Origin of the sequence: Phycicoccus sp. HDW14 (genome assembly GCF_011383005.1) — a bacterium.
Lineage (GTDB): Bacteria > Actinomycetota > Actinomycetes > Actinomycetales > Dermatophilaceae > Phycicoccus.
In genome coordinates this window covers 350,783-373,382 of sequence record NZ_CP049935.1, presented here as the reverse complement: position 1 = coordinate 373,382, position 22,600 = coordinate 350,783, and the positions used below count along the sequence as shown (strand labels likewise).

23 protein-coding genes and 2 pseudogenes are annotated in these 22,600 nt (G+C 73.5%); 8 read left to right on the top strand and 17 right to left on the bottom strand.

Annotated elements, in window-relative coordinates; translation table 11 throughout:
- Positions 1 to 4 precede the first annotated feature (4 nt).
- The 3 genes from G7075_RS01925 to G7075_RS01915 all read right to left on the bottom strand — a co-directional run bounded on the left by G7075_RS01925 (position 5) and on the right by G7075_RS01915 (position 2,640).
- On the bottom strand, positions 5 to 751 hold the full coding sequence (locus tag G7075_RS01925; protein ID WP_166118373.1) for a PIG-L deacetylase family protein: 747 nt from the start codon (positions 749 to 751) through the stop codon (positions 5 to 7).
- 22 nt (positions 752 to 773) lie between these two features.
- Positions 774 to 1,370 carry a general stress protein gene (locus G7075_RS01920; protein WP_166118370.1) on the bottom strand — a complete coding sequence of 199 codons (597 nt, stop codon included), beginning with the start codon at positions 1,368 to 1,370 and terminating at the stop codon, positions 774 to 776.
- A 70-nt stretch (positions 1,371 to 1,440) separates the two neighbouring features.
- A complete protein-coding gene (locus G7075_RS01915; RefSeq protein ID WP_166118367.1) occupies positions 1,441 to 2,640 on the bottom strand; it encodes an acyl-CoA dehydrogenase family protein in 1,200 nt (399 codons plus the stop codon).
- A 321-nt stretch (positions 2,641 to 2,961) separates the two neighbouring features.
- On the opposite strand from G7075_RS01915, the gene G7075_RS01910 reads away from it, so the two are divergent.
- From G7075_RS01910 to G7075_RS01895, 4 genes are read left to right on the top strand one after another with little or no spacing between them, the layout of a single operon-like run.
- Positions 2,962 to 3,816: a serine protein kinase RIO gene (locus G7075_RS01910; protein ID WP_166118364.1), complete on the top strand. Its 855-nt coding sequence runs from the start codon at positions 2,962 to 2,964 to the stop codon at positions 3,814 to 3,816.
- Positions 3,817 to 3,856: 40 nt separating this feature from the next.
- Positions 3,857 to 4,675 carry an alpha/beta hydrolase family protein gene (locus tag G7075_RS01905; protein WP_166118361.1) on the top strand — a complete coding sequence of 273 codons (819 nt, stop codon included), beginning with the start codon at positions 3,857 to 3,859 and terminating at the stop codon, positions 4,673 to 4,675.
- 10 nt (positions 4,676 to 4,685) lie between these two features.
- The gene (locus G7075_RS01900; protein ID WP_166118358.1) at positions 4,686 to 5,726 is read left to right on the top strand and encodes a Gfo/Idh/MocA family protein; all 1,041 of its coding nucleotides are present in this window, start codon (positions 4,686 to 4,688) and stop codon (positions 5,724 to 5,726) included.
- Between the two features lie 5 nt (positions 5,727 to 5,731).
- Complete coding sequence (locus tag G7075_RS01895) at positions 5,732 to 6,757, top strand: saccharopine dehydrogenase (RefSeq protein ID WP_166118354.1); 1,026 nt, start codon at positions 5,732 to 5,734, stop codon at positions 6,755 to 6,757.
- Positions 6,758 to 6,775: 18 nt separating this feature from the next.
- Here G7075_RS01895 and G7075_RS01890 read toward each other — a convergent pair whose 3' ends face one another.
- The 6 genes and pseudogenes from G7075_RS01890 to G7075_RS01865 form a co-directional block, all read right to left on the bottom strand.
- Positions 6,776 to 7,678, bottom strand: a complete 903-nt coding sequence (locus G7075_RS01890) for a peptidoglycan-binding protein (RefSeq protein WP_240917814.1) — start codon at positions 7,676 to 7,678, stop codon at positions 6,776 to 6,778.
- Positions 7,679 to 7,784: 106 nt separating this feature from the next.
- On the bottom strand, positions 7,785 to 8,651 hold the full coding sequence (locus tag G7075_RS01885) for a CoA ester lyase (RefSeq protein ID WP_256378051.1): 867 nt from the start codon (positions 8,649 to 8,651) through the stop codon (positions 7,785 to 7,787).
- A pseudogene (locus G7075_RS01880) lies at positions 8,648 to 9,720 on the bottom strand (CoA ester lyase). Before G7075_RS01880 ends, G7075_RS01885 begins: the two are co-directional and overlap by 4 nt.
- A gap of 106 nt (positions 9,721 to 9,826) precedes the next feature.
- On the bottom strand, positions 9,827 to 10,786 hold the full coding sequence (locus G7075_RS01875; protein ID WP_166118352.1) for a DMT family transporter: 960 nt from the start codon (positions 10,784 to 10,786) through the stop codon (positions 9,827 to 9,829).
- Positions 10,787 to 10,873: 87 nt separating this feature from the next.
- Positions 10,874 to 11,860: an LLM class flavin-dependent oxidoreductase gene (locus tag G7075_RS01870; protein WP_166118350.1), complete on the bottom strand. Its 987-nt coding sequence runs from the start codon at positions 11,858 to 11,860 to the stop codon at positions 10,874 to 10,876.
- A 134-nt stretch (positions 11,861 to 11,994) separates the two neighbouring features.
- Positions 11,995 to 13,545: an AMP-binding protein gene (locus G7075_RS01865; RefSeq protein ID WP_166118348.1), complete on the bottom strand. Its 1,551-nt coding sequence runs from the start codon at positions 13,543 to 13,545 to the stop codon at positions 11,995 to 11,997.
- 133 nt (positions 13,546 to 13,678) lie between these two features.
- On the opposite strand from G7075_RS01865, the gene G7075_RS01860 reads away from it, so the two are divergent.
- Positions 13,679 to 14,110 (top strand): pyridoxamine 5'-phosphate oxidase family protein, encoded by a 432-nt coding sequence (locus tag G7075_RS01860; protein WP_166118346.1) that lies wholly within the window; start codon positions 13,679 to 13,681, stop codon positions 14,108 to 14,110.
- A 25-nt stretch (positions 14,111 to 14,135) separates the two neighbouring features.
- Here G7075_RS01860 and G7075_RS01855 read toward each other — a convergent pair whose 3' ends face one another.
- From G7075_RS01855 to G7075_RS01825, 8 genes and pseudogenes are all read right to left on the bottom strand, one after another.
- Positions 14,136 to 15,803 (bottom strand): ATP-binding protein, encoded by a 1,668-nt coding sequence (locus tag G7075_RS01855; RefSeq protein ID WP_166118344.1) that lies wholly within the window; start codon positions 15,801 to 15,803, stop codon positions 14,136 to 14,138.
- A complete protein-coding gene (locus G7075_RS20590) occupies positions 15,800 to 16,255 on the bottom strand; it encodes a winged helix-turn-helix domain-containing protein (protein ID WP_240917813.1) in 456 nt (151 codons plus the stop codon). The genes G7075_RS01855 and G7075_RS20590 overlap by 4 nt, the downstream gene beginning before the upstream one ends.
- 89 nt (positions 16,256 to 16,344) lie before the next feature.
- Positions 16,345 to 16,530: pseudogene (locus G7075_RS20585) on the bottom strand (response regulator); the annotation flags it as partial.
- Positions 16,531 to 16,759: 229 nt separating this feature from the next.
- Positions 16,760 to 17,062: a hypothetical protein gene (locus G7075_RS01845; RefSeq protein ID WP_166118342.1), complete on the bottom strand. Its 303-nt coding sequence runs from the start codon at positions 17,060 to 17,062 to the stop codon at positions 16,760 to 16,762.
- A gap of 118 nt (positions 17,063 to 17,180) precedes the next feature.
- Positions 17,181 to 17,588 carry a hypothetical protein gene (locus G7075_RS01840; protein WP_166118339.1) on the bottom strand — a complete coding sequence of 136 codons (408 nt, stop codon included), beginning with the start codon at positions 17,586 to 17,588 and terminating at the stop codon, positions 17,181 to 17,183.
- 87 nt (positions 17,589 to 17,675) lie between these two features.
- Positions 17,676 to 18,146 (bottom strand): hypothetical protein, encoded by a 471-nt coding sequence (locus G7075_RS01835; RefSeq protein ID WP_166118336.1) that lies wholly within the window; start codon positions 18,144 to 18,146, stop codon positions 17,676 to 17,678.
- Between the two features lie 474 nt (positions 18,147 to 18,620).
- Positions 18,621 to 19,391: an HNH endonuclease signature motif containing protein gene (locus G7075_RS01830; RefSeq protein ID WP_166118333.1), complete on the bottom strand. Its 771-nt coding sequence runs from the start codon at positions 19,389 to 19,391 to the stop codon at positions 18,621 to 18,623.
- Positions 19,343 to 19,921, bottom strand: a complete 579-nt coding sequence (locus G7075_RS01825; RefSeq protein WP_166118330.1) for a hypothetical protein — start codon at positions 19,919 to 19,921, stop codon at positions 19,343 to 19,345. The genes G7075_RS01830 and G7075_RS01825 overlap by 49 nt, the downstream gene beginning before the upstream one ends.
- Before the next feature lie 220 nt (positions 19,922 to 20,141).
- On the opposite strand from G7075_RS01825, the gene G7075_RS01820 reads away from it, so the two are divergent.
- The 3 genes from G7075_RS01820 to G7075_RS01810 are packed head-to-tail and all read left to right on the top strand — an operon-like array spanning position 20,142 to position 22,596.
- Positions 20,142 to 20,714, top strand: a complete 573-nt coding sequence (locus G7075_RS01820; protein WP_166118327.1) for a hypothetical protein — start codon at positions 20,142 to 20,144, stop codon at positions 20,712 to 20,714.
- A 48-nt stretch (positions 20,715 to 20,762) separates the two neighbouring features.
- A complete protein-coding gene (locus G7075_RS01815) occupies positions 20,763 to 22,058 on the top strand; it encodes a magnesium transporter MgtE N-terminal domain-containing protein (RefSeq protein ID WP_166118324.1) in 1,296 nt (431 codons plus the stop codon).
- A complete protein-coding gene (locus G7075_RS01810) occupies positions 22,051 to 22,596 on the top strand; it encodes a DUF1003 domain-containing protein (RefSeq protein WP_166118321.1) in 546 nt (181 codons plus the stop codon). The genes G7075_RS01815 and G7075_RS01810 overlap by 8 nt, the downstream gene beginning before the upstream one ends.
- Positions 22,597 to 22,600: the final 4 nt, after the last annotated feature.

Genomic DNA, 22,600 nt, shown 5'->3' with positions numbered 1-22,600 from the left:
GGGCTCAGCGGCGGTCGATGACCACCCGGGCGGTCCACGCCCGCTCGACACCGGCCGCCTCGCCGCCCGAGCCGAGGATCATCGAGATCAGCTCCCGCGGCGCCGGGAAGTCCGACGGCAGCGCCGAGTTGTAGGCGTCGTGGGCCTCGAGGGAGTGCACCGAGGCCTCGAACTGCTCCTCGGTGACCTCGACGGAGTGGGTGGGCTCGGACGACCCCGCGACGGCGACGACCCTCACGCCACCCCAGGGCTCGAGGCCCTCCTCGAGCAGGTCGCGGTGCAGCCACCGGTTGCCGGCGTCGGCGACCGCGTCGACGGTGGCCAGGCCGACGGCGCGGTGGTCGGCCTGGTTGAGCATGTTCGGCCCGAAGAACTCGGCCCAGTTCTGCGCGACGACGAGGTCGGGCCGGTGCCGGCGGATGGCCGCGGTGATCTCGCGCCGCAGCGGCACCCCGTACTCGATGGCCCCGTCGGCGAACCCACCGAACTCGACGGTCTCGACCCCGACCCGGCGGGCGCTCTCGCGCTCCTCGGCCTCCCGGACCGGACCGGCCTCCTCGGGCGCCATCGTGTCGATGCCCGCCTCGCCGCGGGTCAGCAGGAAGTACGCGACGTGCGCGCCCTCGGCGACCCAGCGGTGAACGGCGGCCGAGGTGCCGTACTCGATGTCGTCCGGGTGCGCCACGACGCACAGCACGGACGTGAACGGGCCCTCGAGGGGCGTCAGGGCAGGGCGGGCGTCGTCGGCCATGGCGCGACCATACGCTCCGGGCTCAGGCCTGCGGAGGCCCTTGCTGCGGGGTCTGCGACGGGTGCGTCTCGATGGCCATCCGCGCCCGCTCGGCCTCCTGGGCCTGGCGCACCTGCTCCTGGGCGGCCTTCATCGGGTCCATCTGGGTGAGCAGCTCGCGGCCCCGGCTGACGTGGCGGTGCTCGCAGAGCACCTCGTACTTGGCGGCCACGACCTGGCTCACCGAGGTGAAGTCGCGTTGCCCGCGGGTCAGCCGGTAGCCGAACCACGCCCAGATCGTGCCGAAGACGGCACCGAAGATCACCGTGGAGATGATGGAGACGATGTTGAACCCGCTCGGGTCGAAGAGCGCGAGGATCGTGCCGACGAAGAGACCGAGCCACATGCCCGACAGCGCCCCGGCGCCGATGACCCGGCCCTGGGTGAGCCGGCCGGTGACCCGCTCGAGCTGCTTGAGGTCGGTACCGACGATCAGGACGTCCTGCACCGGGAACTCGTGGTCGGACAGGTAGTCGACGGCCTTCTGCGCCTCCTCGTAGGAGTCGTGGACCCCGAGGCTCATCGGGTACTCCAGCGACAGGGCGGCGCGCAGGCCCGGGCGCATCGGCTGGCTGCTCATGCCACCAGTGTGACACCGTTCGCTGGACGTGGGCTGGACGCCCCCTGTGCGGAACCGCCCGGGCCGGGGCTCAGCGGGCCTTGTAGTCCTCGAGCAGGCGGCGGCCGATGATCATCTTCTGGATCTCGGCCGTGCCCTCGCCGATGAGCAGCATCGGCGCCTCGCGGTAGAGGCGCTCGATCTCGTACTCCTTGGAGTACCCGTACCCACCGTGGATGCGGAAGGACTGCTCGACGACGTCGGCGCAGTTCTCCGAGGCGAGGTACTTGGCCATGCCGGCCTCGAGGTCGTTGCGCTGGCCGGCGTCCTTGAGCCGGGCGGCCTTGACCATCATCTGGTGGCTCGCCTCGACCTTCGTGGCCATGTCGGCGAGCCGGAAGAGGATGCCCTGGTGCTCGGCGATCTTCTTGCCGAAGGTCTCCCGCTGCTGCGAGTACGCGATGCCCAGCTCGAAGGCGCGGCGCGACAGGCCGCAGGCGCGGGCGGCGACGTTGACGCGGCCCACCTCGACGCCGTCCATCATCTGGTAGAAGCCCTTGCCCGCGACGCCGCCGAGGATCTGCTTGTCGCTCGTGCGGTGGCCCTGGAAGACGAGCTCGGTCGTGTCGACGCCCTTGTAGCCCATCTTCTCGATCTTGCCGGGCACCGTGACGCCCTGGGCGGTCTCGCCGAAGCCGGACTCCTTCTCGACGAGGAAGGTCGTCATGTTCTTGTACGGGCTGTCGGACTCGCCGAGGTCGGTCTTCACGAGCACCGCGACGAGGTTGGCCGAGCCGCCGTTGGTCAGCCACATCTTCTGGCCGTCGATGGTCCAGCCGCCGTCCTCGCCCCTGACCGCCTTGGTGCGGATGGCGGCGACGTCGGACCCGAGGCCCGGCTCGCTCATCGAGAACGCGCCCCGGACCTCGCCGGTCGCCATCCGCGGCAGGTACTTCTGCTTCTGCTCCTCGGTGCCGTGCTGGAGGACCAGGTAGGCGACGATGAAGTGGGTGTTGATGATGCCGCTGACGCTCATCCAGCCGCGGGCGATCTCCTCGACGACGAGCGCGTAGGTGAGCAGGCTCTCGCCGAGGCCGCCGTACTCCTCGGGGATCATCAGCCCGAAGATCCCCATCTCCTTCATGCCCTCGACGATGGCCGTCGGGTACTCGTCCTTGTGCTCGAGCTCGGTGGCGACGGGGAGGATCTGCTCGTCGACGAACTCACGGACGAGCTTGATGAGCTCGTGCTGCTCCTCGGTGAGGCCGTCGGTGGTCTGGAGGCGCGACATGGTGGCGAGTATGCCCGCGCGGCCGGGGCGCCGGAACGCCGTGCGGGTGTGAGTCCCCCCACCGTGTGAGCCGCCCCACCCGGCAGCACTTTCTCTCCGGATGCCGGAACCTTCAGCGTCCTGCCGGTTGTGACCGGCAGGTCGGCGAAGGTTCCGGCAGGTCCCGGGAAAACGCGTGGCGCGCGGGCGACCGGGTCGGGCACGCTGGACCCGACGCACGGCGCCCGGCCGTGCCCTGAGCAGTGGAGGTGGACCCGATGTCGATCGCCGTCGCGGGCCGTACCCCGGTCCCCACCCCCTCCCTCGCACAGGAGCACTCCGTTGTCGCACAAGCCGTTCCACCTGCCGGAGAAGCAGGCCGCGTTCTCCACCGACACCTCCCCTGACGCCCCGCCCGAGGGCGAGCGCTGGTCCTCCTGGGACGGCTCGACCCACGGGCCGACGCCCCGACCACCCTGGGTCATCACCGCGCTCGGCGCCGTCGACGCAGACCTCGGCGTGCTCAAGACGGGCAAGGAGGCCGACGTCCACGTCCTGCGTCGCTGGGTCCCCGGCGAGCCCGGGGTCGTGACGATGGCCGCCAAGCGCTACCGCAGCGGCGAGCACCGCCTCTTCCACCGCGACGCCGGCTACCTCGAGGGCCGCCGGGTCCGCAAGAGCCGCGAGATGCGGGCGATGACCCGCCGCACCGACTTCGGCAAGCAGGTCATCGCCGGGCAGTGGGCCGCCGCCGAGTTCGCGGCCCTCGGCGCCCTCTGGGAGCTGGACCTGCCCGTCCCGTACCCCGTCCAGCTCGACGAGTCCGAGATGCTCATGGAGTTCGTCGGCACGACCGACGGCGACGCCCCGGTCGCCGCTCCCCGCCTCGTGTCGCTGCGCCCCTCCCCCGAGCAGCTGGCCGACCTCTACGACCAGCTGCGCCGCGCCATGCTCACCCTCGCCCACCACGGCTGGACGCACGGCGACCTCAGCCCCTACAACGTCCTCGTCCACGAGGAGCGGCTCGTCCTCATCGACTGGCCGCAGGTCGTCGACGTCATCGGCAACCCGCAGGGGTTCGAGTTCCTCGAGCGCGACGTCACGACGATGGTCACGTGGTTCCGGCGCAAGGGCCTCGAGGTCGACGCCGGCGAGCTGGTCGCCGACCTCGTCGCCGAGGCCACGACGCGCTTCTGACCACCGGCGCCGGTGGGGGCGGGCCACCTACGCTGGCGGGGTGCCTCGTCCCACCCGTCGAACGGCTCTCGCGGCCGGTCTCGGCGTGCTCGCGGCCGGTGCGGCGGGGTGCTCACGCGACCTGCCGGGAACCGACGTCGGCCCGGACGTCGAGGTCCACCGGGGGACGCTGCGCTCACGCCACCTGCCCGGGCGCGACCTGCCGTGGGTGATCGCCGTCCCGCGCGACGGCGACCCGCACCGGCCACCGGTCGTCGTGCTGCACGGCAAGGGCGGGCACGCCGAGCAGGCCCTCTCGACCCTCCACCTCGGCGACCACGTCGCCGCCACCGGCCTGGCGGTCGCCGCGGTCGACGGCGGCAACGGCTACTGGCACCGGCGCCGCGACGGCACCGACGCCGGCCGGATGGTGGTCGAGGACCTCCTCCCCCTCGTGGCCCGCGAGTACGCGCCGACCGACCGCGTCGCGCTCCTCGGCTGGTCGATGGGCGGCTACGGGTCACTGCTGCTCGCCAGCGACCTCGGGCCCGAGCGGGTGGCCGCCGTCGCCACCTCGAGCGCCGCCCTGTGGACCTCCCCCGGCGCCTCGGCCCCCGGCGCCTTCGACGACCGCGACGACTTCCTCGCCCACGACGTCTTCGCCGACGAGCGCCTGGCCACGCTCGCGACGGTCCCCGTCCGGCTCGACTGCGGACGTGACGACCCCTTCGTGGCGGCCAACCGGGCCTTCGGCGGGGCCCTCCCGAGCGCCACCCTGACCGTCGACGCCGGCGCGCACACCGGCGCGTACTGGCGGGGTCACGGGCGCGCCCAGCTCGAGTGGGTCCGCGCCCGGCTCGACGAGGCCGCCACCGCCTAGGGTGCTGGTCATGCCCGCCTCACCCCGCCTCGCCGCCCCCACGGTGCCGGACCCGATGGACGCCCCGCCCGTGCGCTGGGGGGTGCTCGGCCCGGGCGGCATCGCCGAGACCTTCGCGCACGCGGTCCGGGAGGGCACCCGGTCCGAGGTCGTGGCCGTCGGCTCCCGGTCGGCCGCGCGGGCCGAGGACTTCGCCCGTCGCTTCGGCGTGGCCCGGGCGCACGGGTCGTACGAGGCGCTCGTCGCCGACCCCGGGGTCGAGGCGGTCTACGTCGCCTCGCCCCACAGCGAGCACCACGCCCACGCCCTCCTCGCCCTCGCCGCCGGCAAGCACGTGCTCGTCGAGAAGGCGTTCGCCCGCAGCCTCGCCGAGACCGACGAGGTGCTCGACGCCGCGCGCGCCGGTGGGCTGCTCGCCGCCGAGGCGATGTGGAGCCGCTACTCCCCGCACTACGACGTCGTTCGCCGCACCGTCGAGGCCGGGACGCTCGGCGACCTCGTCCTCGTGCAGGCCGACCACGGTCAGCGCCTCTGGCCCGACGGCCCGCAGCGCCTGTGGGACCCGGCCCTCGCCGGCGGCTCGCTGCTCGACCTCGGCGTCTACCCCATCGCCTTCGCCGACCACGTGCTCGGTGGCCTCGACGACGTCGCGGCACGCGGCACCCTGAGCCCCGAGGGGGTCGACGTCACCGTCGGCGTCACCGCCCGGCGCGGGGACACCCTGGCCCGGATGACGAGCACGATGGCGGCGGCGACCCCGTGCGACGCCCTCGTCGTCGGCTCGGCGGCCCGCCTCGAGCTCACCGACCCGGGCTTCTTCTTCGACATCGCGAGCTCCGTGCGGCTCGTCGCCCCCGACGGCACGCTCCTCGACACCTGGGAGCCGGACGTGACCGAACACGGCTTCCGGTTCGAGGTGGCCGAGGTCGCCCGGGCGCTCGCCGAGGGGCGCACAGAGGTCCGGTCGGTGCCGTGGGAGGCCACCCGACGGGTCATGGCCGTCATGGACGAGGTCCGCCGTCAGGTCGGCGTGGTCTACCCGGGAGAATGAGCCGCATGCGACCCGTGCACCTGTGGCTGCGCCACGAGACCCGCTCCACCGAACGCCGCGCGCCGCTCGTGCCGCACGACGCCGCCCGCCTCGTCGCCGACGGGGTGCAGGTCACCGTGGAGGAGTCCCCCCAGCGGGTCTTCGGCATCGAGGCGTACCGGGCCGGTGGCTGCCGGGTCGTCGAGGCCGGCTCGTGGGTCGACGCCCCCGAGGACGCGCATATCCTCGGGATCAAGGAGCTGCCCGACGAGCCGGACTCGTTGCGGCACACCCACATCTTCTTCGGCCACGCGTACAAGGGCCAGGACGGCGCCGACGCCCTGCTCGCCCGGTTCGCCACCGGCGGCGGGCAGCTGCTCGACCTCGAGTACCTCACCGTCGACGGCCGCCGGGTCATCGCCTTCGGCTACTGGGCCGGCTACGTCGGCGCCTCGCTCGGGGTGCTGGCGACCCGCGGCACCCTCGCCCCGCTGCACCCGATGGAGCGCGCCGAGCTCGACGCCCTGGTGCGGGCCGCCGGCGCCGACGGGATGACCGCGCTGGTCGTCGGTGCGCAGGGCCGTAGCGGTCGGGGCGCCCTCGACGCCTTGATCTCGGCCGGGGCGATCCTCGACGGCTGGGACCGCGAGGACACCCTCGTCCTCGACCGGGAGGCGCTGCTCGACCACGAGCTGCTCGTCAACTGCGTCCTCTCGACGACGGCCCAGCCGCCGTTCGTCGGCCCGGACGACCTCACGGCCGAGCGCGAGCTGCGGGTGGTCGCCGACGTGACGTGCGACGTCACCTCCGAGTACAACCTCGTCCCGGTGAACACCGCGATCACCTCGTGGGAGGAGCCGGCGCGCCGTGTGGCCGAGGACCCCCGGCTCGACGTCATCGCCGTCGACAACCTGCCGTCGCTGCTGCCCCGCGAGGCGAGCGTGGCCTTCTCGGCCGACCTCGTCCCCCTCGTGCCGACCCTCGCCGGGCGGCGCGGGCCGTGGCGCGAGGCGCAGCGCTCCTACGAGGCGGCGCAGGCCGCGCGCGCCTGAGCCGGGGACGCCGGACACTCAGCGGACGAGGACGCGGCTGCCGATCGGCATCCAGCCGCCGGACCACAGCATGTTCATCGCGGAGTTGCTGACCCGCGCGCAGCCGTGGGAGGCCGGGTAGGGCGGGATGTTCGGCGAACCGTGCACCGCCCAGCCCCGGTAGAAGTACTTCGGCCGCCAGAGCACGCCGAGCTTGCTGTCGTCCTGGCCGTCGACCTGCCGCTGGACGGCGAAGGAGCCCCGCGGGGTCGTCGCGATGGCCGGGTTGCCGGCCGAGGAGGTGTACTCCTCGCCGCTCCCGGTCGAGGTGTTGAGGACCATCACGGAGCGACCACCGCGCACGACCATCAGCAGCTGGCGGTCGAGGTCGATCTCGACCCCGTTGCCGGACAGCCGGTTCCGCGGTCGGACGCCCTGCTCGAGCGCGCGTTTCGTCCGCGGCCCGACGACGCCGTCGCGCGAGGTGCCGGCCGCCTTCTGGAGCGCGTACACGGCCTGCTGGGTGAGCGAGCCGAAGCTGCCGTCGGGCTCGCCCAGCCAGTAGCCGAGGGCGGACAGGCGCTTCTGCAGGGCCAGCACGTCCTTGCCGCGGTCGCCGTAGCGCATCGTCGTGCGCGGCGTCGTGGGGGTCGGGCTGGGCGTCGGGCTCGGGCCGGCGGAGGGCGTCCCGGGCGCTGACGCGGTCGGGGTGGGGCTCGCGGTGTCGGTGGGCGACGCGGTGTCGGAGGGCGACGGCGTGGCCGTGGGCGTCCACGAGGGGGTCGGGGTGACGGCCGCCGAGGACGGCGCCGGCACGCTCGTCGACGAGCTCGGCGCGGCCACGCCCGTCGGTTCGCCGCCCCCGACGCACCCCGACAGCACCGTCGTCGCGGCGAGGGCGACGGCGGTGAGGACGGTGGCGCGGGCGGTCGAGGTGCTCATCAGGTCACACGAGACGGCATCGACGCACCCGGGCGCAACCGACGCGGCCGCCCCGTGACCGCATCGTTGTGCACCGGCGGTGGCGGTCCCTGCGCGCCGACGGACGTCAGGAGCGCGCGCGGATCGCCTCGTCGGTGGCCAGCACGCCGCGCGCGACCTCGACGTGCAGGTTCTCGACCATCCGTCCCCTGTAGGTGACGACCCCGCTGCCGGCGCCGGCCTCCCAGGCCTCGAGCAGGCCGTGGGCGTCCTCGACCTCGGCCTCGCTCGGGGCGAACACGGCGTTGCACGGGTCGACCTGACCGGGGTGGATGAGCGTCTTGCCGTCGAAGCCCAGGTCGCGGCCCTGCCGGCACTCCTCCTCGAAGCCGTCGAGGTCCTTGACGTCGTTGAACACGCCGTCGAGGACAGCGACCCCGGCGTCGCGGGCCCCCAGCACGACGAGCGCGAGCGAGGTGAGCAGCGGGGCACGACCGGGGACGAAGCGGGCGCGCAGCTCCTTGACGAGGTCGTTGGTGCCGAGGACGAGGACGGCGAGGCGCTCGGACGCGGCCGCGATGTCCCGGGCGTCGAGCACGGCGCCGGGCGTCTCGACCATCGCCCAGAGCCGCGTGCGGTCGGGGGCGCCGTGGCGCTCCATCGCGTCGACGAGCCGGTGCACCTCGCCGGCCGAGCCGACCTTCGGCACGACGATGCCGTCCGGCCCTGCGGCACAGGCGGCCTCGAGGTCGGCGTCGTGCCACTCGGTACCGAGCCCGTTGACCCGGATGGTCAGCTCGCGGTGGCCGTACTCCCCCGATGCGGCTGCGGCGCAGGCGTTCTCGCGGGCACCCGGCTTGGCATCGGGCGCGACGGCGTCCTCGAGGTCGAGGATGAGGCCGTCGACGGGCAGGGTCTTCGCCTTCTCGAGCGCCCGCTCGTTGCTGCTCGGCATGTAGAGCACGGAGCGCCGCGGGCGCAGGTCCTCGCTCACGCGCCGGCCTCCCCCGCGCTCGGGGCGTAGAGCTCGGCGAGCTCGGGGTCGTTGGCGGACAACCGGTCCGCCAGCTCGAGGATCACGAGGCACTGCTTGAGGCTCGCATCGTCCTCCATCTTCCCGTCGAGCATCACGGCGCCGGTGCCGTCGCCCATCGCCTCCCTGACGCGCCGGGCGTGGGCGACGTCGGCGGCGGACGGGCTGAACACCTTCTTGGCGATGGCGATCTGCACGGGGTGGAGGGTCCAGGTGCCGACGCAGCCGAGGAGGAAGGCGTTGCGGAACTGGTCCTCGCACGCGACGACGTCCTTGATGTCGCCGAACGGCCCGTAGTAGGGGAAGACGCCGTGCATCGCGCAGGCGTCGACCATCCGGGCGATCGTGTAGTGCCAGAGGTCCTGCTGGTAGGTCGCGCGCTGGCCCTCGACGTCGCCGTCGACCGGGTCCTGGCGCACGAGGTAGCCGGGGTGGCCGCCCCCGACGCGGGTCGTCTTCATCCGGCGGTCGGCGGCGAGGTCGGCCGGGCCGAGGCTGATGCCCTGCATCCGTGGGCTGGCGCCGGCGATGGCCTCGACGTTGGCCATGCCGCGGGCGGTCTCGAGGATGGCGTGCACGAGGATCGGGCGCTGCACACCGGCCTTCGCCTCGAGCTGGGCGAGCAGGCGGTCGGCGTAGTGGATGTCCTCGGGGCCCTGGACCTTGGGGACCATGACGACGTCGAGCCGGTCGCCGATCTCGGTGACGAGGGTCGTCAGGTCGTCGAGGGCCCAGGGGCTGTCGAGGGCGTTGACCCGGGTCCAGAGCTGGGTGTGCTCGCCGAAGTCGGTGGCCTTCGCGATGTCGACGAGCCCCTGGCGCGCGGCCTCCTTGTTCTCGGCCTTGACGGCGTCCTCGAGGTTGCCGAGCAGGACGTCGACGCTGCCGACCAGGTCAGGCACCTTGGCCGCCATCTTCGGGTTGCTCGGGTCGAAGAAGTGGATCATCCGGGACGGCCGCGCCGGGACCTCGCGCACGGGTGCGGGGGCCCCGACGGCGAGGGGGCGAAGAAGTCCTTGGCGCTGCGCATCATCGAGCCTTCCGAGGCGGGTGCACGGTCGCGTCGGACGCTAGCAGCGGGTCACCACCACGAGGCATGAGCCAGGTCACGGTGTGACCCACGCCGCGGCGACGGCTCAGCGGACGGACGCCCGGGACTCGCCGCCGAGGGCCTCGCGGGCGTCGTCGGGGACGGCGACGGCCGGCCGGGTGCTGCGTTGCTCGTGCAGGGCGAGGGCGAGCACGGCGCCGAGGACGAGCACGAACCCGCCCCACTGCGAGGCCGTGGGCCGGGCACCGAGGGCCACGATGCCGACGACGACTGCCGACACCGGGAAGGCCAGCTCGGCGATGGTGGCGCGCGAGGCCGGCGTGTGCCCGAGCGCCCGGTAGTAGAGGACGAGCGCGAGCAGCCCCGGAAAGAGGGCGAGCAGGAGGATGTTCACCGCAGCGTCGCTGCCGACGGCGAGCGGCGTCGAGGTGACCATGGCCGTGATGGAGAGCGTGACGAGCCCGAGGGCGAAGCGCAGGGACGTGAGGTCGGCGAACCCCAGCTCTGCGCTGGCCGCGCGGCCGAGCACCGTCCCCGCCGCCCAGAGCGCGGCCGACCCGAGGGCCAGCAGGGCGGCCTGGGCGCTCGAGACACCGACCGAGGTCGGGTCGGGGAACGCGAGCAGCCAGGCCCCGACGAGCGCCGGGGCCGCGAACCAGAGGTAGGTGCGCCGCAGCCGCTCCCCGAGGAGCACGGCGGCCAGGGCGATGGCGATGAGGGGCTGGAGCTTCTGGAGGACCTGCGGCGTGATCGGGTCGCCGAGCCGGAAGGCGGCGGTGAACATCACCGTCGCGAGGGCCGAGGAGCCCGCGCCGATGACGAGCACGCTCAGCTGGGTGCGGGCCGAGGAGCCGGCGAGGCGGCGCAGGGCGGGCACGAGCCACCACGCGGTGAGCAGGGTGAGCACCGCGTGCTCCCAGAACACGATCGCCAGCGACGGGTACTCGCGCGCGAGCGGCCCCCGCCACAGGGAGGAGATCCCCCAGAGCGTCGCCGCGACGGCGACGAGCCAGGTGCGGTCACCGGTGGGTCGGGTCGTGCTCATGCGGGTCCTTCCACGGAGCGGGGTTCGGTGGTGAGCGCGGGTGGGCGAGCGAGAGCGCGTCGCCCACCCGCGCGACCGGGGGCCCGCTCAGGAGGCCTCGACCTTGGGCATGATGTCGTACTTCAGCCGCTTGAGGTCGTCGAGGGTCTTGGACACGGGCACGTCGGCGAACGGCGGCCACAGGAGCGGCATGGTCAGGCCCGCCTCCTGGTACGCCTTGAGCCGGTCGGTGATCTGCTGCTCGGTGCCGACGAGGATGTTCGTCAGCTTGCGGTTGTCGGTCTGGTCGGTCTCGGTGTCGGTGATCGTGAACCAGATCATGCTGCTCATCTCGAGGTCGTCGATCGACTTCCCGAGCGCCTCCAGCTCCTGGGCGATGGCCGCGCGCCACTCCGCGAGCTCGCGCGGGGTGTCCTGGATGCCGATCCACCCGGCGAGGCCGTACTTCGAGACGCGACGGGCCGAGCGCTTGGGGTCCTTGAGGCCGCTGAAGAAGATCGGCGGGCCGGGGCGCTGCAGCGGCTGGTGGCCGAAGCCGGAGGGTGCGAAGTCGGCGAACTCCCCGTGGTACTCGAAGGTCTCGTTGGCCCAGATGCCCTGGCAGATCTCGATCGTCTCGCGGACGTGGGCGTGGCGCCGCGGGAAGAGGTGCGTGGCGCTCGCGGCGTCGAACTCCTCGGGCATCCAGCCGGCGCCGATGCCGACGTTGAGCCGGCCGCCGGACAGGTGGTCGATGGTCGCGCACTCGGCGGCGAAGACTCCGGGCGAGCGGTACGGCGTGTCCGTGATGCTCATGCCGATGCGCAGCTTCGAGGTGCGCGCGGCGAGCCACGGCAGGAGGGGCCAGCCCTGGAACCACTTGCCGTTGGACGCGACGGGCATCTGGGGCGGGAACTGCTCCATCATCCCGAACGGGTACTGGAGCTCACCGCGGTCGGAGGCCTCGGGGACGATGACGCGGTCGAGGGTCCAGACCGAGTCGAAGTCGAGCTCCTCGGCCAGGTCGGTGAGGTCCTCCAGCTCCTTGACCGTCACGTGGTTGCGGAAGTTGGGCAGGTAGAGGGCGAGCTTCATCGGTCACACATCTCCTCACGAGGTCGTGGCCGGCCGGCTCACAGGTCCCCTGCCACGAGGTCCACGCCGACCGGTGGACCCAGCGAACCTCCCGGCGACGAGGCGTGACAAGGGGTCGCGCCCTCATGGTTTCCTCAACGCTGGTCGGGGACCCTCCCCTCCTCGAGCCACGTGCGCAGCTCGCGCTTGAGGACCTTGCCGTAGTTGTTCGTCGGCAGCGCCTCGACGAGGTGGTACTGCTTCGGGCGCTTGAAGCGGGCGATCCGCTCGAGGCAGGTGCGGTCGAGGTCCTCCGCGGACGGGCCCGATCCGTCGCCGCCGAGGACGACGAACGCGACCACCGACTCACCCCACTCCGGGTCGGGCCGGCCGACGACGGCGACCGCCTGCACCCCCGGATGGGTCATCAGCGCCTCCTCGACCTCGCGCGGGTAGATGTTCATCCCGCCGCTGATGATGAGGTCCTTGGACCGGTCGTGCAGGGTCAGGTAGCCGTCGTCGTCGAGGCTGCCGACGTCCCCGGTGTGCAGCCAGCCGCCGCGCAGGGTCTCGGCCGACTCCTCCTCCTGGTCCCAGTAGCCGGCCATGACGACGGGGCCTCGCACGAGCACCTCCCCCGCCTCGCCGGGAGGCAGCGGTCGGTCGTCGGCATCGGCGACGCGGACCTCGACGTCGGTGCGCGGGAACCCGACTCCCTGCATCCGCTCGCGCCAGCGCGGGTGGTCGGTCTCGGCGTGGTCGGCCAGCGAGAGGGCCGTGATGGTCATGGGCGTCTCGCCCTGCCCGTAGATCTGGGCGAGTCGCGGGCCGAACGTCGCGAGCGCCTCCTCGAGGTCGGCGAGGTACATCGGCGCCCCGCCGTAGATGACCGTCTTGAGCCCGGAGAGGTCGGCGCCCGCGAGGGCGGGGTCGGCGGCGAGCCGCTTGACCATGATCGGCGCGGCGAAGAACGACAGCCCCGGCCAGCGCCGCACGAGGGCGGCGAGCTCGGCGCCGTCGAGGGCGCCGGAGGACGGGAAGACGCTCACCGCCCCCTTCGCGACGTGCGGCAGCCCGTAGAGGCCGGAACCGTGGGACAGGGGCGCGGCGTGGAGGACGCTGTCGCGGTCGCCGACCGGGCCGATGTCGGCGAAGTAGCTGAGCGAGGCCATGAGCAGGTTGCCGTGGGTGAGGGTCGCACCCTTGGGTCGACCGGTGGTGCCGCTCGTGTAGAAGAGCCAGGCCGCGTCATCGGATCCCCTGTCCGACAGCGCGATCGGTGTCGAGGCGGCGAGCCCATCCCACTCCGGACCCGGCGCCACGACCACGGCGCGCAGCCCGTCGAGGCGGTCGACGAGCGGCCCGACGAGGTCGGCGTGCTCGTCGTCGGTGACGACCGCGGCCGTCCCGCTGTGCTCGAGCACGTACGCGACCTCCTCGCGGTGCAGGCGGGCGTTGACCGGCACAGCGACGAGCCCGGCGTGCCACGCCGCGAACTGGGCCTCGAGGTACTCCGGCCGGTTGGCCATGACGATGGCGACCCGGTCGCCCGGAACGAGCCCGAACCGGTCCCGCAGACCGCCGGCGAGGGCCGCGACGCGTGCGGCGGTCACCTCCCAGGTGCCGTGCACCTCCTCCCCCACCGCCAGGGCCGGACGGTCGCGGAGCCGTCGCCCGTTGCGCTCCACCCACGTCGCGAGGTTCATGGACCCAACCTCTCCGGCGGCCGTCGGCCCGTCAAGGCGCTCACGTGCGCGTTGATCTCCCGATGATGCGAGCCGTCTAGCCTGACGGCCCGAGGACGCCACCCGCGTCGTCCCCGAGAGGCCGGAGGGCCCCATGAAGCTCGACCCCGACGAGGCACGCACCCGGCTCGCCGCCGAGGTGCACGGCGTGCTGGTCACCCTCCACCCCGAGCGCGGCCCGGACCCGCAGCCGGTCGTCTACGCGCTGAGCGAGGACGGGCACGTCGGCGTCCCCATCGACACCGTCAAGCCCAAGACCTCCTCACGGCTGCGGCGCGAGGACAACCTCGAGGCCGACCCGCGCGGTTCGCTGCTCGTCGAGCACTGGGAGACCGAGGACTGGTCGCGGCTGTGGTGGGTGCGCGCGCAGCTCGAGCACCTTCCGGACCCGCCGACGACGTTGACCGACGAGCTCGCCGACCGGCTCGCACGCACCGTCCCCCAGTACGCGGACAAGCCGTTCCACCGGATCCTCGTCTGCCGGGTCGTCGCCGTCACGGGGTGGGCCGCCTCCGACGACGCCTGACGCCCGACGCCTGATGCCTGACGCGTCAGGGTCGACGCAGGCGCACGAGCATCGAGGTCCCCGCGGAGGAGGACGCGCCCACCGTCAGCTCGCCGCCCATCGCCTCGACGAGCCCGTGGGCCAGGCCCAGACCGAGCCCGATGCCGCCCTCGTCGTCGGCCGCCACCGGGGTGGCCCTGACGAAGGGGGTGAAGACCCGCGGCAGGAGCTCGGGCGGGATGCCGGGGCCGTCGTCGTCGACCGACAGGACGACCCATCCGTCGTCAGCCGTGCGCGTGCGGACCTCGACCCCGCCGCCGGCCACCCCGTGCCGGATGGCGTTGCCGACGAGGTTGAGCAGTACCTGGCGCAGCCGGCGCCGGTCGGCGAGCACGACGTCGTCGTCGAGCGACTGCGCCAGGCCGACGTCACGCCGTTCGGCGACGGGCGCCAGCAGCCCGAGCACCTCGGCCACCACCTCCCGGACCCGGACCGGCTCGGGGACGAGGGGCAGCGCTCCGGCCTCGAGCCGGCTGAGGTCGAGCACGTCGGCGAGCAGGTCCATCACGTGACCGGCGGCGGCGTCGATGCGGGCCAGCGCCTCGCGGCGTCGGTCCTGGTCGAGCTCGATGGTGCCGAGCAGCTCGACGAAGCCGACGATCGCCTGGATGGGGGTGCGCGCCTCGTGCCCGACCGCCGCGAGCAGTGCGGAGCGTTCCCGCAGCAGCTGCTCCGCGGTGCGCCGGGCCGTCTCGGCCTCGAGCCGCGCCCGGCGGTGCTGCTCGGCGGCCCGCCGCTCGGTGAGGTCGAAGACGTTGACGACGTACTGCGCCGGCGCGCCGTCCCGGGCGTGGACGAGGGAGACGGTGACCTCCACCTGCAGCTCCCGGCCGGAGGGCCGGTGCAGGGTGGCCTCGAAGACGACCGGTTGGGCGTCGCCGGGGCGCAGGGTGTCGAGGCGGGCGTCGAGGGACCCGTCGGTCGGTGAGAGCACCGCGGCGAGCGGACGGCCGGCGAGGTCCGGGGGCTCGCACCCGAGGACCGCGGCGAGGGCTGTGTTGGCCGTCACGACCCGGCGGTCGAGGCCGAGGATGGCCATGCCGAGCGAGTTGTCGTCGAACGAGCGACGGAAGCGCTCCTCGCTCTCCACGAGCTCCCCGAGCACGTCGGCGTGCTCGATCGCGACCGAGGCGAGGTGGGTGAACCGGTCGACGAGCAGCTCCTCGCGCCCGGTCGGGCGGTGGGGGTGCGGGTGGTAGACCGCGAAGGTCCCGACCGGCAGGCCGTCCCGGCCGTCGATGGGCGTCGACCAGCAGCTGCGCAGCCCGGCCGCCTCGGCCACCGGCCGGTAGGCGACCCAGCGGGCGTCGGTCCGCACGTCGTGGGCGACCACCGCCGTGTTGAGCGCCGCCGCCGTGCCGCACGACCCGGCGCCGTCCCCGATGGGCAGGCCGTCGATGGCCGCGACGTACGCGCCCGGGAGGCTCGGGGCGGCTCCGTGGTGCAGCGTCCCGCGGTCGCGGTCGAGGAGGAGCACCGAGCACCGGGCGCCCGGGATGAACTCCTCGAGCGAGGTGAGGATGCGGGTCAGCACGTCGCGCAGCGGGGCCGCCGCCGCGATCAGCTCGAGCAGCTCGGTCTGCCGCTCCAGCATCTCCCGCACGTCGTCGGGCCGCAGTGCGGTCGCGACCTCGGGCAGCTCGGCGGTGCTCATCCGGCGTCGCTCAGCTGGTAGCCGACGCCCCGCACCGTGAGCAGGAGCCGCGGGTGGGCGGGGTCCTGCTCGAGCTTGAGGCGCAGACGGTGCACGTGCTCGGTGACGGTGGCCTCGCCGAGCCACTCGGACGACGAGCTCCACACCCGGTCGAGCAGCTGGCTGCGGCTGAAGACCTGGCGGGGGTGGGTGACGAGGAAGGCGATGAGGTCGAACTCCTTGGGGGTGAGGTCGACCTCCGTGCCGTCGACGACGACGCGGCGGCTCGCCGGCTCGACCTGCAGCGGCCCGACGGTGATGGTCTCGCCGGACAGCTCGGGGCTCGTGCGGCGCAGCACCGACCGGACGCGCGCGGCCAGCTCGCCGGGCGAGAACGGCTTGACGAGGTAGTCGTCGGCCCCGAGGTCGAGACCGACGATGCGGTCGGTCTCGCCGTTGCGACCCGAGAGCACGATGACCGGGGTGTCGGACCGGCCCGTCCCCCGCTGCGGACCCGGCGCAGCAGGTCGAGGCCACCGAGGCCCGGGAGCGACAGGTCGAGCACGACGAGCGCCGGCCGGTCGTCGCGGATGCGGCGGAGCGCGGTGGCACCGTCGTCGGCCTCGACGGTCCGGAAACCGTCGTCCTCCAGCTGCCAGCGCACGACGGTGCGCACGGCCTCGTCGTCGTCGACCACGAGGACCACCGGCCCGTCGGCCGGCGCACGCCGCTGCGCTGCGGACTCCATGCGCGATGGAACCACACGAGGCCCCGTCCGCGCAGTAGCCTGCGGGCGAACGGGCGTGGGCCACTCCGGTCCGTCACGTGACACGAGCGGACGAGTCCTCAGCCGAGCACGAGCCCGCCCCACGACACGTCGCCATGGGCGTACACGACCCTGCGGTCGCCGCTCATCCACACGTCGAGCCACGTGGAGGCACGATGCCTCCCCGTGAAGATCGGCGGCGGCCCGCCCCTCAGCTCGCGCAGCTGCTGGTCATCCAGCCAGATCGCCGTGCAGCCCCGAAGCCTCCGCCGCAACCACAGCTCTCGGCCACCACGAGGGCTCCGGCATCGACGAGCTGCTGGGCGACGTCGACGCCGATGTCCGCACTCTCGAACACGAGGCGCCGGCCACTCGGGTCGAAGAAGTCGCCGGCGACGTTGACGCCCCCCGGCCGCACGGCGTGCTCGCCCTGTCGCGCGGCCGCCGTCTCCGACCACGTGGGTTGGCCGGCCAGCTCGGCGAACGTCGTCGCACGCCGCCGCTTCTTCACCATGCCGGCATCGTCCCACCCACGACGAGCACCACGCGGGTATCGGCCACCCGCGGTAGATGAGGGCGCGTGTGCGCAGGCCACGGCGTCGCTCCTCGCTCGGGGCGGCAGGAGCGGATGCCTAGAGCCGCTGGTACGGGATCGAGGCGCTCCGCTTCCCGATCCGCCACTCACCGTCCTCGGTGCGCAGGACGAGGACCGGGCGGGTACCGAAGACCCCTCGTGCACGCTCCACCTGGCCGCCACCCCGTGAGTACTCCAGGGCCGCCCGAGCGAGCTTCGCCAGCGCCTCGAGCACCTCGTCCTCATCGGTGGTCGTGACGATGACGACGCTGCACGGAGGCACGTCGAACCGTGCCTCCTGCACCTCGGGCGAGGTCAGCACATGGCTGAGGCGCCCCCCGGCGCCGTGCAGCCGCACGTGCGCTGTCCACCCATCACCGGGTTCCACCCACTCGACCTCTGCGGCCCCTCCGACGACGGCACCGACGACCTGCTCGAGCAGGGATCGTGGCCCCTCCGGCGTCATGGGCACGAGCATGCCAGCCCCGGACCGAGCGTTCCGCTGCGGCACGGTCGGACCGGCTCCGCGGCAGGAGCGGATGACTGCCGGGACTCAGTCATCGATGTACCCGCGCCCCGCCGAGTACCGCTGCGGCCGGCCCGGGCGGCCTCGCCGCCAGGCTCTGGTCATCCCAGCCATGCGGCCGCCCGCGAACGCGAGGGAAGTCATCCACGGGACGAGCACGAGCGCGAAGACGAGCAGGTTCGTGGCGAACGGATCGTGCCCGGCGACGTAGACCTGGGTGTCGCCGGCGCCGTCCGGTGCGAGGTAGTCCACCGGGAACGTGGCGCCCACCCGATGGGGTGCCTCGCCATTGACCTCCTGGTCGCTGGCAACGACCTCCCCAGAGACGCTACGGACCTCCACGACGGCGACCTCGCCTCCGCGGGTTGTCTCTGTGCTGGTGACTGTCGCGGATCCCTTCAGGGCCTTGCCGTTGTGCTGCGCCCAGTCAGCGGGGAGACCCACACCCAGGAGGAGCACGATCGGCGACAGCAGGCCGAGCAGCAGCCAGTCCCACACCTTGCCCACGCTGGGTTGTGACCACATCGCTGCCTCCGTTCAGGAGACAGCCTTGCACCGAGTCCATGACACGACCGGCCCCTTCACGCGGACCACCTGGAACATGGACCTCCCCGGAGCGGCATGACCCAGTGGCCGCGCGATGCACCGAGCGCGGTCCATCGTCCGCGGTGCATCGCGGTGATGCAGGGCGCGGCCCATGTGCCGCGTCGTGCATCACCGCACCGTCGCCGGCTGAGCTCATGTGGGGCACCGGCGGATGGAGGGCTCGGGTGACTGAATGCCGCGCACGGCGGCGCCGCCCACGACGAGGGCCACGGTGACACGTCCCCCTCTGCTCAGGATGCTCGCGCAGCCGGACCCGACCTGGTGGGCGAGCGTCGAGTGGTGCCCGTCATGGACCGAAGACATGTCGGGCACCGGGCAGGCGTCCACTCATCGGCGGCCGATCCGGACGGGTCGGGGCGCGGGCGGTCAGGCGGCAGGGGTGGTTTGGTGGTCGCCGTCGAGGGGCCGGCGGTTCGGTGACGGGCCGTGCGACATGAGGGCGGCCAGACCGCGGTCGTAGGAGCCGTCGGACAGGTCCCACACGACGTACCGGCCGTGCTCGTCGGGTCGCTCGCGCACCGTGGCCCAGAGCCTCCGGCGATGGACGGTCGTGTGGTGGCGCTGGCACAGGAGCGCGGCGTTCGTGACGTCCGTGCGGCCGCCGTCGACCCAGTGCCGGACATGGTGGGCGCGGGCCCACGCGGCCGGCGCGGTGCATCCGGGGAAGGTGCACCCTCGGTCGCGAAGGCGCAGATGGCGGCGGTGGGCACGGGTGAACAGCCGCACGAGGCGGCCCACGGTCAGCGGCTCGTCGGCGCTGCCGAGCACGTGCGGGACCAGTGCCGCGTCACAGGCCAGCCGCCGCAGTGCTTCGGGCCCGACGAGGGTGCCCTCGGCCACGGAGTCGAGGACCTCACCGGCACCGGTGACCCGCTGGAGGTCGCCCAGGCTCATCGTCACGTGCAGCGTGGTGGCCGCACCCCGGGTGTCGGAGGACTCCGGACCGCTCGCGACGCGGCACACCTCCGTCAGCGCCTCGACCCGGCGCTGCCCGGCCGTGCGCAGGTCGCGCTCCCCCGTCTCCGCGTTGGGCGCCGGCGCCGAGAGGGGCCCGATGGCCGCCTCCAGCGTCGCCGCCTGCTCGGGGGTCATCCAGAGCTGGTACTCCGTGAGGCCACCGGACTCGATGCGCGGCATCGACAGCCGGGCGGCGGACTCAGCCGCCGGTGGAGGTCGTCGAGCTCGCCACGCTGCCCGTACTGCGCGACGAGCCTCGGGCGCAGCCGGCGCATCATCGTCGTCCCGTGGGCGACGGTCAGGTCGACGAGCGCCTCGGTGACGGTGGGCCGCGCCTCGGGCCGCAGGACCGGCTCGAGGCGGGCCGCCTCACGCAGCACCGCGCACGCCGTGCCGGCCCCGAGGCTCCCGTCCCGGACCGCCGCCCAGACCAGACCGAGCGGGGACTCCTCATCCGGCCCGACGCCCCGACCCGAGGACGAGCCGGAGGCCACGACGTCGACGGCGATGCGGGCGACCGCGGCCGCCCCGCCCTGGCGCAGGGACGGCGCGTTCTCGCACAGCCAGGCCTGCACCCCCGCACCGGCCACCTCACCCCGACTTACGGCCTCCACCGCGATCGACACCCGGGCGGCCGCGCTCAGGGCCGCGACCTCGTCGACCACCGACAGCAGCTCGCACAGCTCCGCACCGGACGCCGCCGAGAGCACCCCCCGAACCCCAACAGCGCGTCCCGGGCAGCCCTGAGCGTGGAGCGTCGCTCCGCGAGTTCGGTTGTCCCCGTTGCCATGCCGCCACTCTCCCACCGTCCACCGACCCCCGCCCAGACGGAACCGTCGCCCTGTGGACAACCCCTCGAAACCCGCCACCTGTGGACGACGGATCCCGCGCACCGGCCAGCACCACGCCCCCGTGTGGAAGAGTGCGGACATGCCCGAGGAGGCCGCGCCCGACCCCGCACCGGACCCGTCCGCGGGACCCGACGTCACGCGCCTCGTCCACGAGGCGGCGAGCAAGTCCGGCCTGCTCTGGATCCACGTCCCCGGCGGCGGGACCCATCCGGTGTGGCACGCCTGGCACGACGACGGCGACTCCCGCGGCACCGGCCCGGCGGCCTACGTCGTCTCCGGACCCGGCGAGCAGTCCCTCCCCTGGCTCCCCACCCAGGTCGAGGTGATCCTGCGCAGCAAGGACTCCGGCGGCCGGCTCCTGACGATGCGCGCGACCGCCGAGGAGCTGGCCACCGGCTCCCCCGAGTGGGAGGCCGCCGCCGAGGTCCTGCGCCCCGAGCGCCTCAACGCGACCGGCGACGTCGTCGAGCGCTGGCGCCAGGGCTGCACCATCCACGTCGTCACCCCGCACGGCCGGCCCGTCGAGTCCCCCGGCCACTACGAGGACGGCTCCGGCGCCGCCCCCGTGCGCCCGGCCGGCCCGGCCACCACCCGCTGGCGCCCGTGGCACTGGCGCGGTCGGGCCCGGGCCCGGCGCAACACGACTCCCTGAGCCACCGGAGCACGGACCCGCGGCCCACCGGCGGCTAGCCTGTCAGCCGTGAGCACGCCGACCCGCGCCTTCGTCGGCCGCCTGTCCGAGCTGGACGTCTTCGACCCGCTCGGTGACAAGGTCGGCCGCGTCCGCGACGTCGTCGTCACCTTCAGCGCCAGCCGCAGCCGCCCGCGCGTCATCGGCCTCGTCGTCGAGGTGCCCGGCCGCCGCCGCGTCTTCGTCCCGATGACCCGGGTCACGAGCGTCGAGGGCGGCCAGGTCATCACGACCGGCCTGGTCAACATGCGCCGCTTCGAGCAGCGACCCAACGAGACCCTCGTCGTCGCCGAGCTCTTCGAGCGCGAGGTCCAGGTGCGCGTCGACTCCGGTGACGTCGTCGGCGCCACCGTGCAGGACATCGGCATCGAGCAGCTCGGCCCGCGCGGTTGGGGCGTCACCCGCGCCGCCGTCCGCCTCTCCGCCTCGCGCCCCGGACGGCTCGGCATCGGCCGTCGTCGCGGCGAGACCTTCGTCGCGCCCATCGAGGACGTCCGCGGCATCCGCGACGCGAGCGAGGGCCAGGGCGCCGCCCGCCTCCTGGAGACCTACGAGGACCTCAAGCCCGCCGACCTCGCCGAGGTCATCCACGACCTCACCCCGCAGCGGCGGGCCGAGGTCGCCGCCGCCCTCGCCGACGAGCGGCTCGCCGACGTCATCGAGGAGCTGCCCGAGGACGACCAGGTCGAGATCCTCGTCGGCCTCGAGGTCTCCCGCGCCGCCGACGTCCTCGAGGCGATGGAGCCCGACGACGCCGCCGACCTGCTCTCCGAGCTGCCGCCGGAGCGCCAGGAGGAGCTGCTCGCGAAGATGCAGCCCGACGAGGCCGCCGACCTGCGCCGCCTCCTCACCTACGACGAGAACACCGCCGGTGGCCTGATGACCACCGAGCCGGTCATCCTCGGGCCCGAGGCCTCGATCGCCGAGGCGCTGGCCGTCGTCCGGCGCCAGGAGCTCTCGACCGCGCTGGCCTGCACCGTCTTCGTCTGCCGCCCGCCGCTCGAGACACCCACCGGCAAGTTCCTCGGCATCGTCCACATCCAGCGGCTGCTGCGCGAGCCGCCGCACGCCGCGGTCGGCGGGATCATCGACAAGGACGTCGAGCCGCTGCCGCCCACCGCCAGCCTCGGCCAGGTGACCCGGATGCTCGCCACCTACGACCTCGTCGGCATGCCGGTCGTCGACGAGGAGGGGCACCTGCTCGGTGCGGTCACCGTCGACGACGTGCTCGACCACATCCTTCCCGACGACTGGCGCGAGGAGCGGCACGACGTCGTCGCCCACACCGAGGTGACGCGTGGCTGAGCGCGAGCGGCGGGCCCGCATCGACCAGCCCCGCGAGAGCACCCGACGGCGCTTCGCGCTGCCCAGCGCCTTCTCGGAGGAGTCCTTCGGGGTCCTCTCCGAGAAGTTCGCCCGCTTCATGGGCACACCCGGGTTCCTCATCGGGATGACGATCTTCATCGCCGCGTGGATCGCCTTCAACACCCTCACCCCGTGGGCCTTCGACCCCTACGCGTTCCTCTTCCTCACCCTGATGCTCAGCCTCCAGGCCTCGTACGCCGCCCCGCTCATCCTCCTCGCCCAGAACCGGCAGGCCGACCGCGACCGCGTGGCGCTCGAGCAGGACCGCTCCCGCGACGAGCGCAACCTCGCCGACACCGAGTTCCTCACCCGCGAGGTGGCGGCCCTGCGCATCGCCCTGCGCGACATGGCCACCCGCGACTTCGTCCGCAGCGAGCTGCGCGACCTGCTCGACGAGATGGAGGAGCGTGGGCTCGCCGTCACCGTGGCGGGAGCCGACGACGGGGCCGACGACGGCGAACGGCCGGACCCGACCTAGACTC

What these genes read in the sequence shown, in the direction of transcription:
- G7075_RS01920 (WP_166118370.1), bottom strand. Translation starts at nt 1,370, where the DNA reads ATGAGCAGCCAGCCGATGCGCCCGGGCCTGCGCGCCGCCCTGTCGCTG.
- G7075_RS01840 (WP_166118339.1), bottom strand. Translation starts at nt 17,588, where the DNA reads ATGACGCCGGAGGGGCCACGATCCCTGCTCGAGCAGGTCGTCGGTGCC.
- G7075_RS01865 (WP_166118348.1), bottom strand. Translation starts at nt 13,545, where the DNA reads ATGAACCTCGCGACGTGGGTGGAGCGCAACGGGCGACGGCTCCGCGAC.
- G7075_RS01925 (WP_166118373.1), bottom strand. Translation starts at nt 751, where the DNA reads ATGGCCGACGACGCCCGCCCTGCCCTGACGCCCCTCGAGGGCCCGTTC.
- G7075_RS01830 (WP_166118333.1), bottom strand. Translation starts at nt 19,391, where the DNA reads ATGCCGCGCATCGAGTCCGGTGGCCTCACGGAGTACCAGCTCTGGATG.
- G7075_RS01860 (WP_166118346.1), top strand. Translation starts at nt 13,679, where the DNA reads ATGAAGCTCGACCCCGACGAGGCACGCACCCGGCTCGCCGCCGAGGTG.
- G7075_RS01900 (WP_166118358.1), top strand. Translation starts at nt 4,686, where the DNA reads ATGCCCGCCTCACCCCGCCTCGCCGCCCCCACGGTGCCGGACCCGATG.
- G7075_RS01875 (WP_166118352.1), bottom strand. Translation starts at nt 10,786, where the DNA reads ATGAGCACGACCCGACCCACCGGTGACCGCACCTGGCTCGTCGCCGTC.
- G7075_RS01855 (WP_166118344.1), bottom strand. Translation starts at nt 15,803, where the DNA reads ATGAGCACCGCCGAGCTGCCCGAGGTCGCGACCGCACTGCGGCCCGAC.
- G7075_RS01895 (WP_166118354.1), top strand. Translation starts at nt 5,732, where the DNA reads ATGCGACCCGTGCACCTGTGGCTGCGCCACGAGACCCGCTCCACCGAA.
- G7075_RS01845 (WP_166118342.1), bottom strand. Translation starts at nt 17,062, where the DNA reads ATGGTGAAGAAGCGGCGGCGTGCGACGACGTTCGCCGAGCTGGCCGGC.
- G7075_RS01915 (WP_166118367.1), bottom strand. Translation starts at nt 2,640, where the DNA reads ATGTCGCGCCTCCAGACCACCGACGGCCTCACCGAGGAGCAGCACGAG.
- G7075_RS01890 (WP_240917814.1), bottom strand. Translation starts at nt 7,678, where the DNA reads ATGAGCACCTCGACCGCCCGCGCCACCGTCCTCACCGCCGTCGCCCTC.
- G7075_RS01870 (WP_166118350.1), bottom strand. Translation starts at nt 11,860, where the DNA reads ATGAAGCTCGCCCTCTACCTGCCCAACTTCCGCAACCACGTGACGGTC.
- G7075_RS01820 (WP_166118327.1), top strand. Translation starts at nt 20,142, where the DNA reads ATGCCCGAGGAGGCCGCGCCCGACCCCGCACCGGACCCGTCCGCGGGA.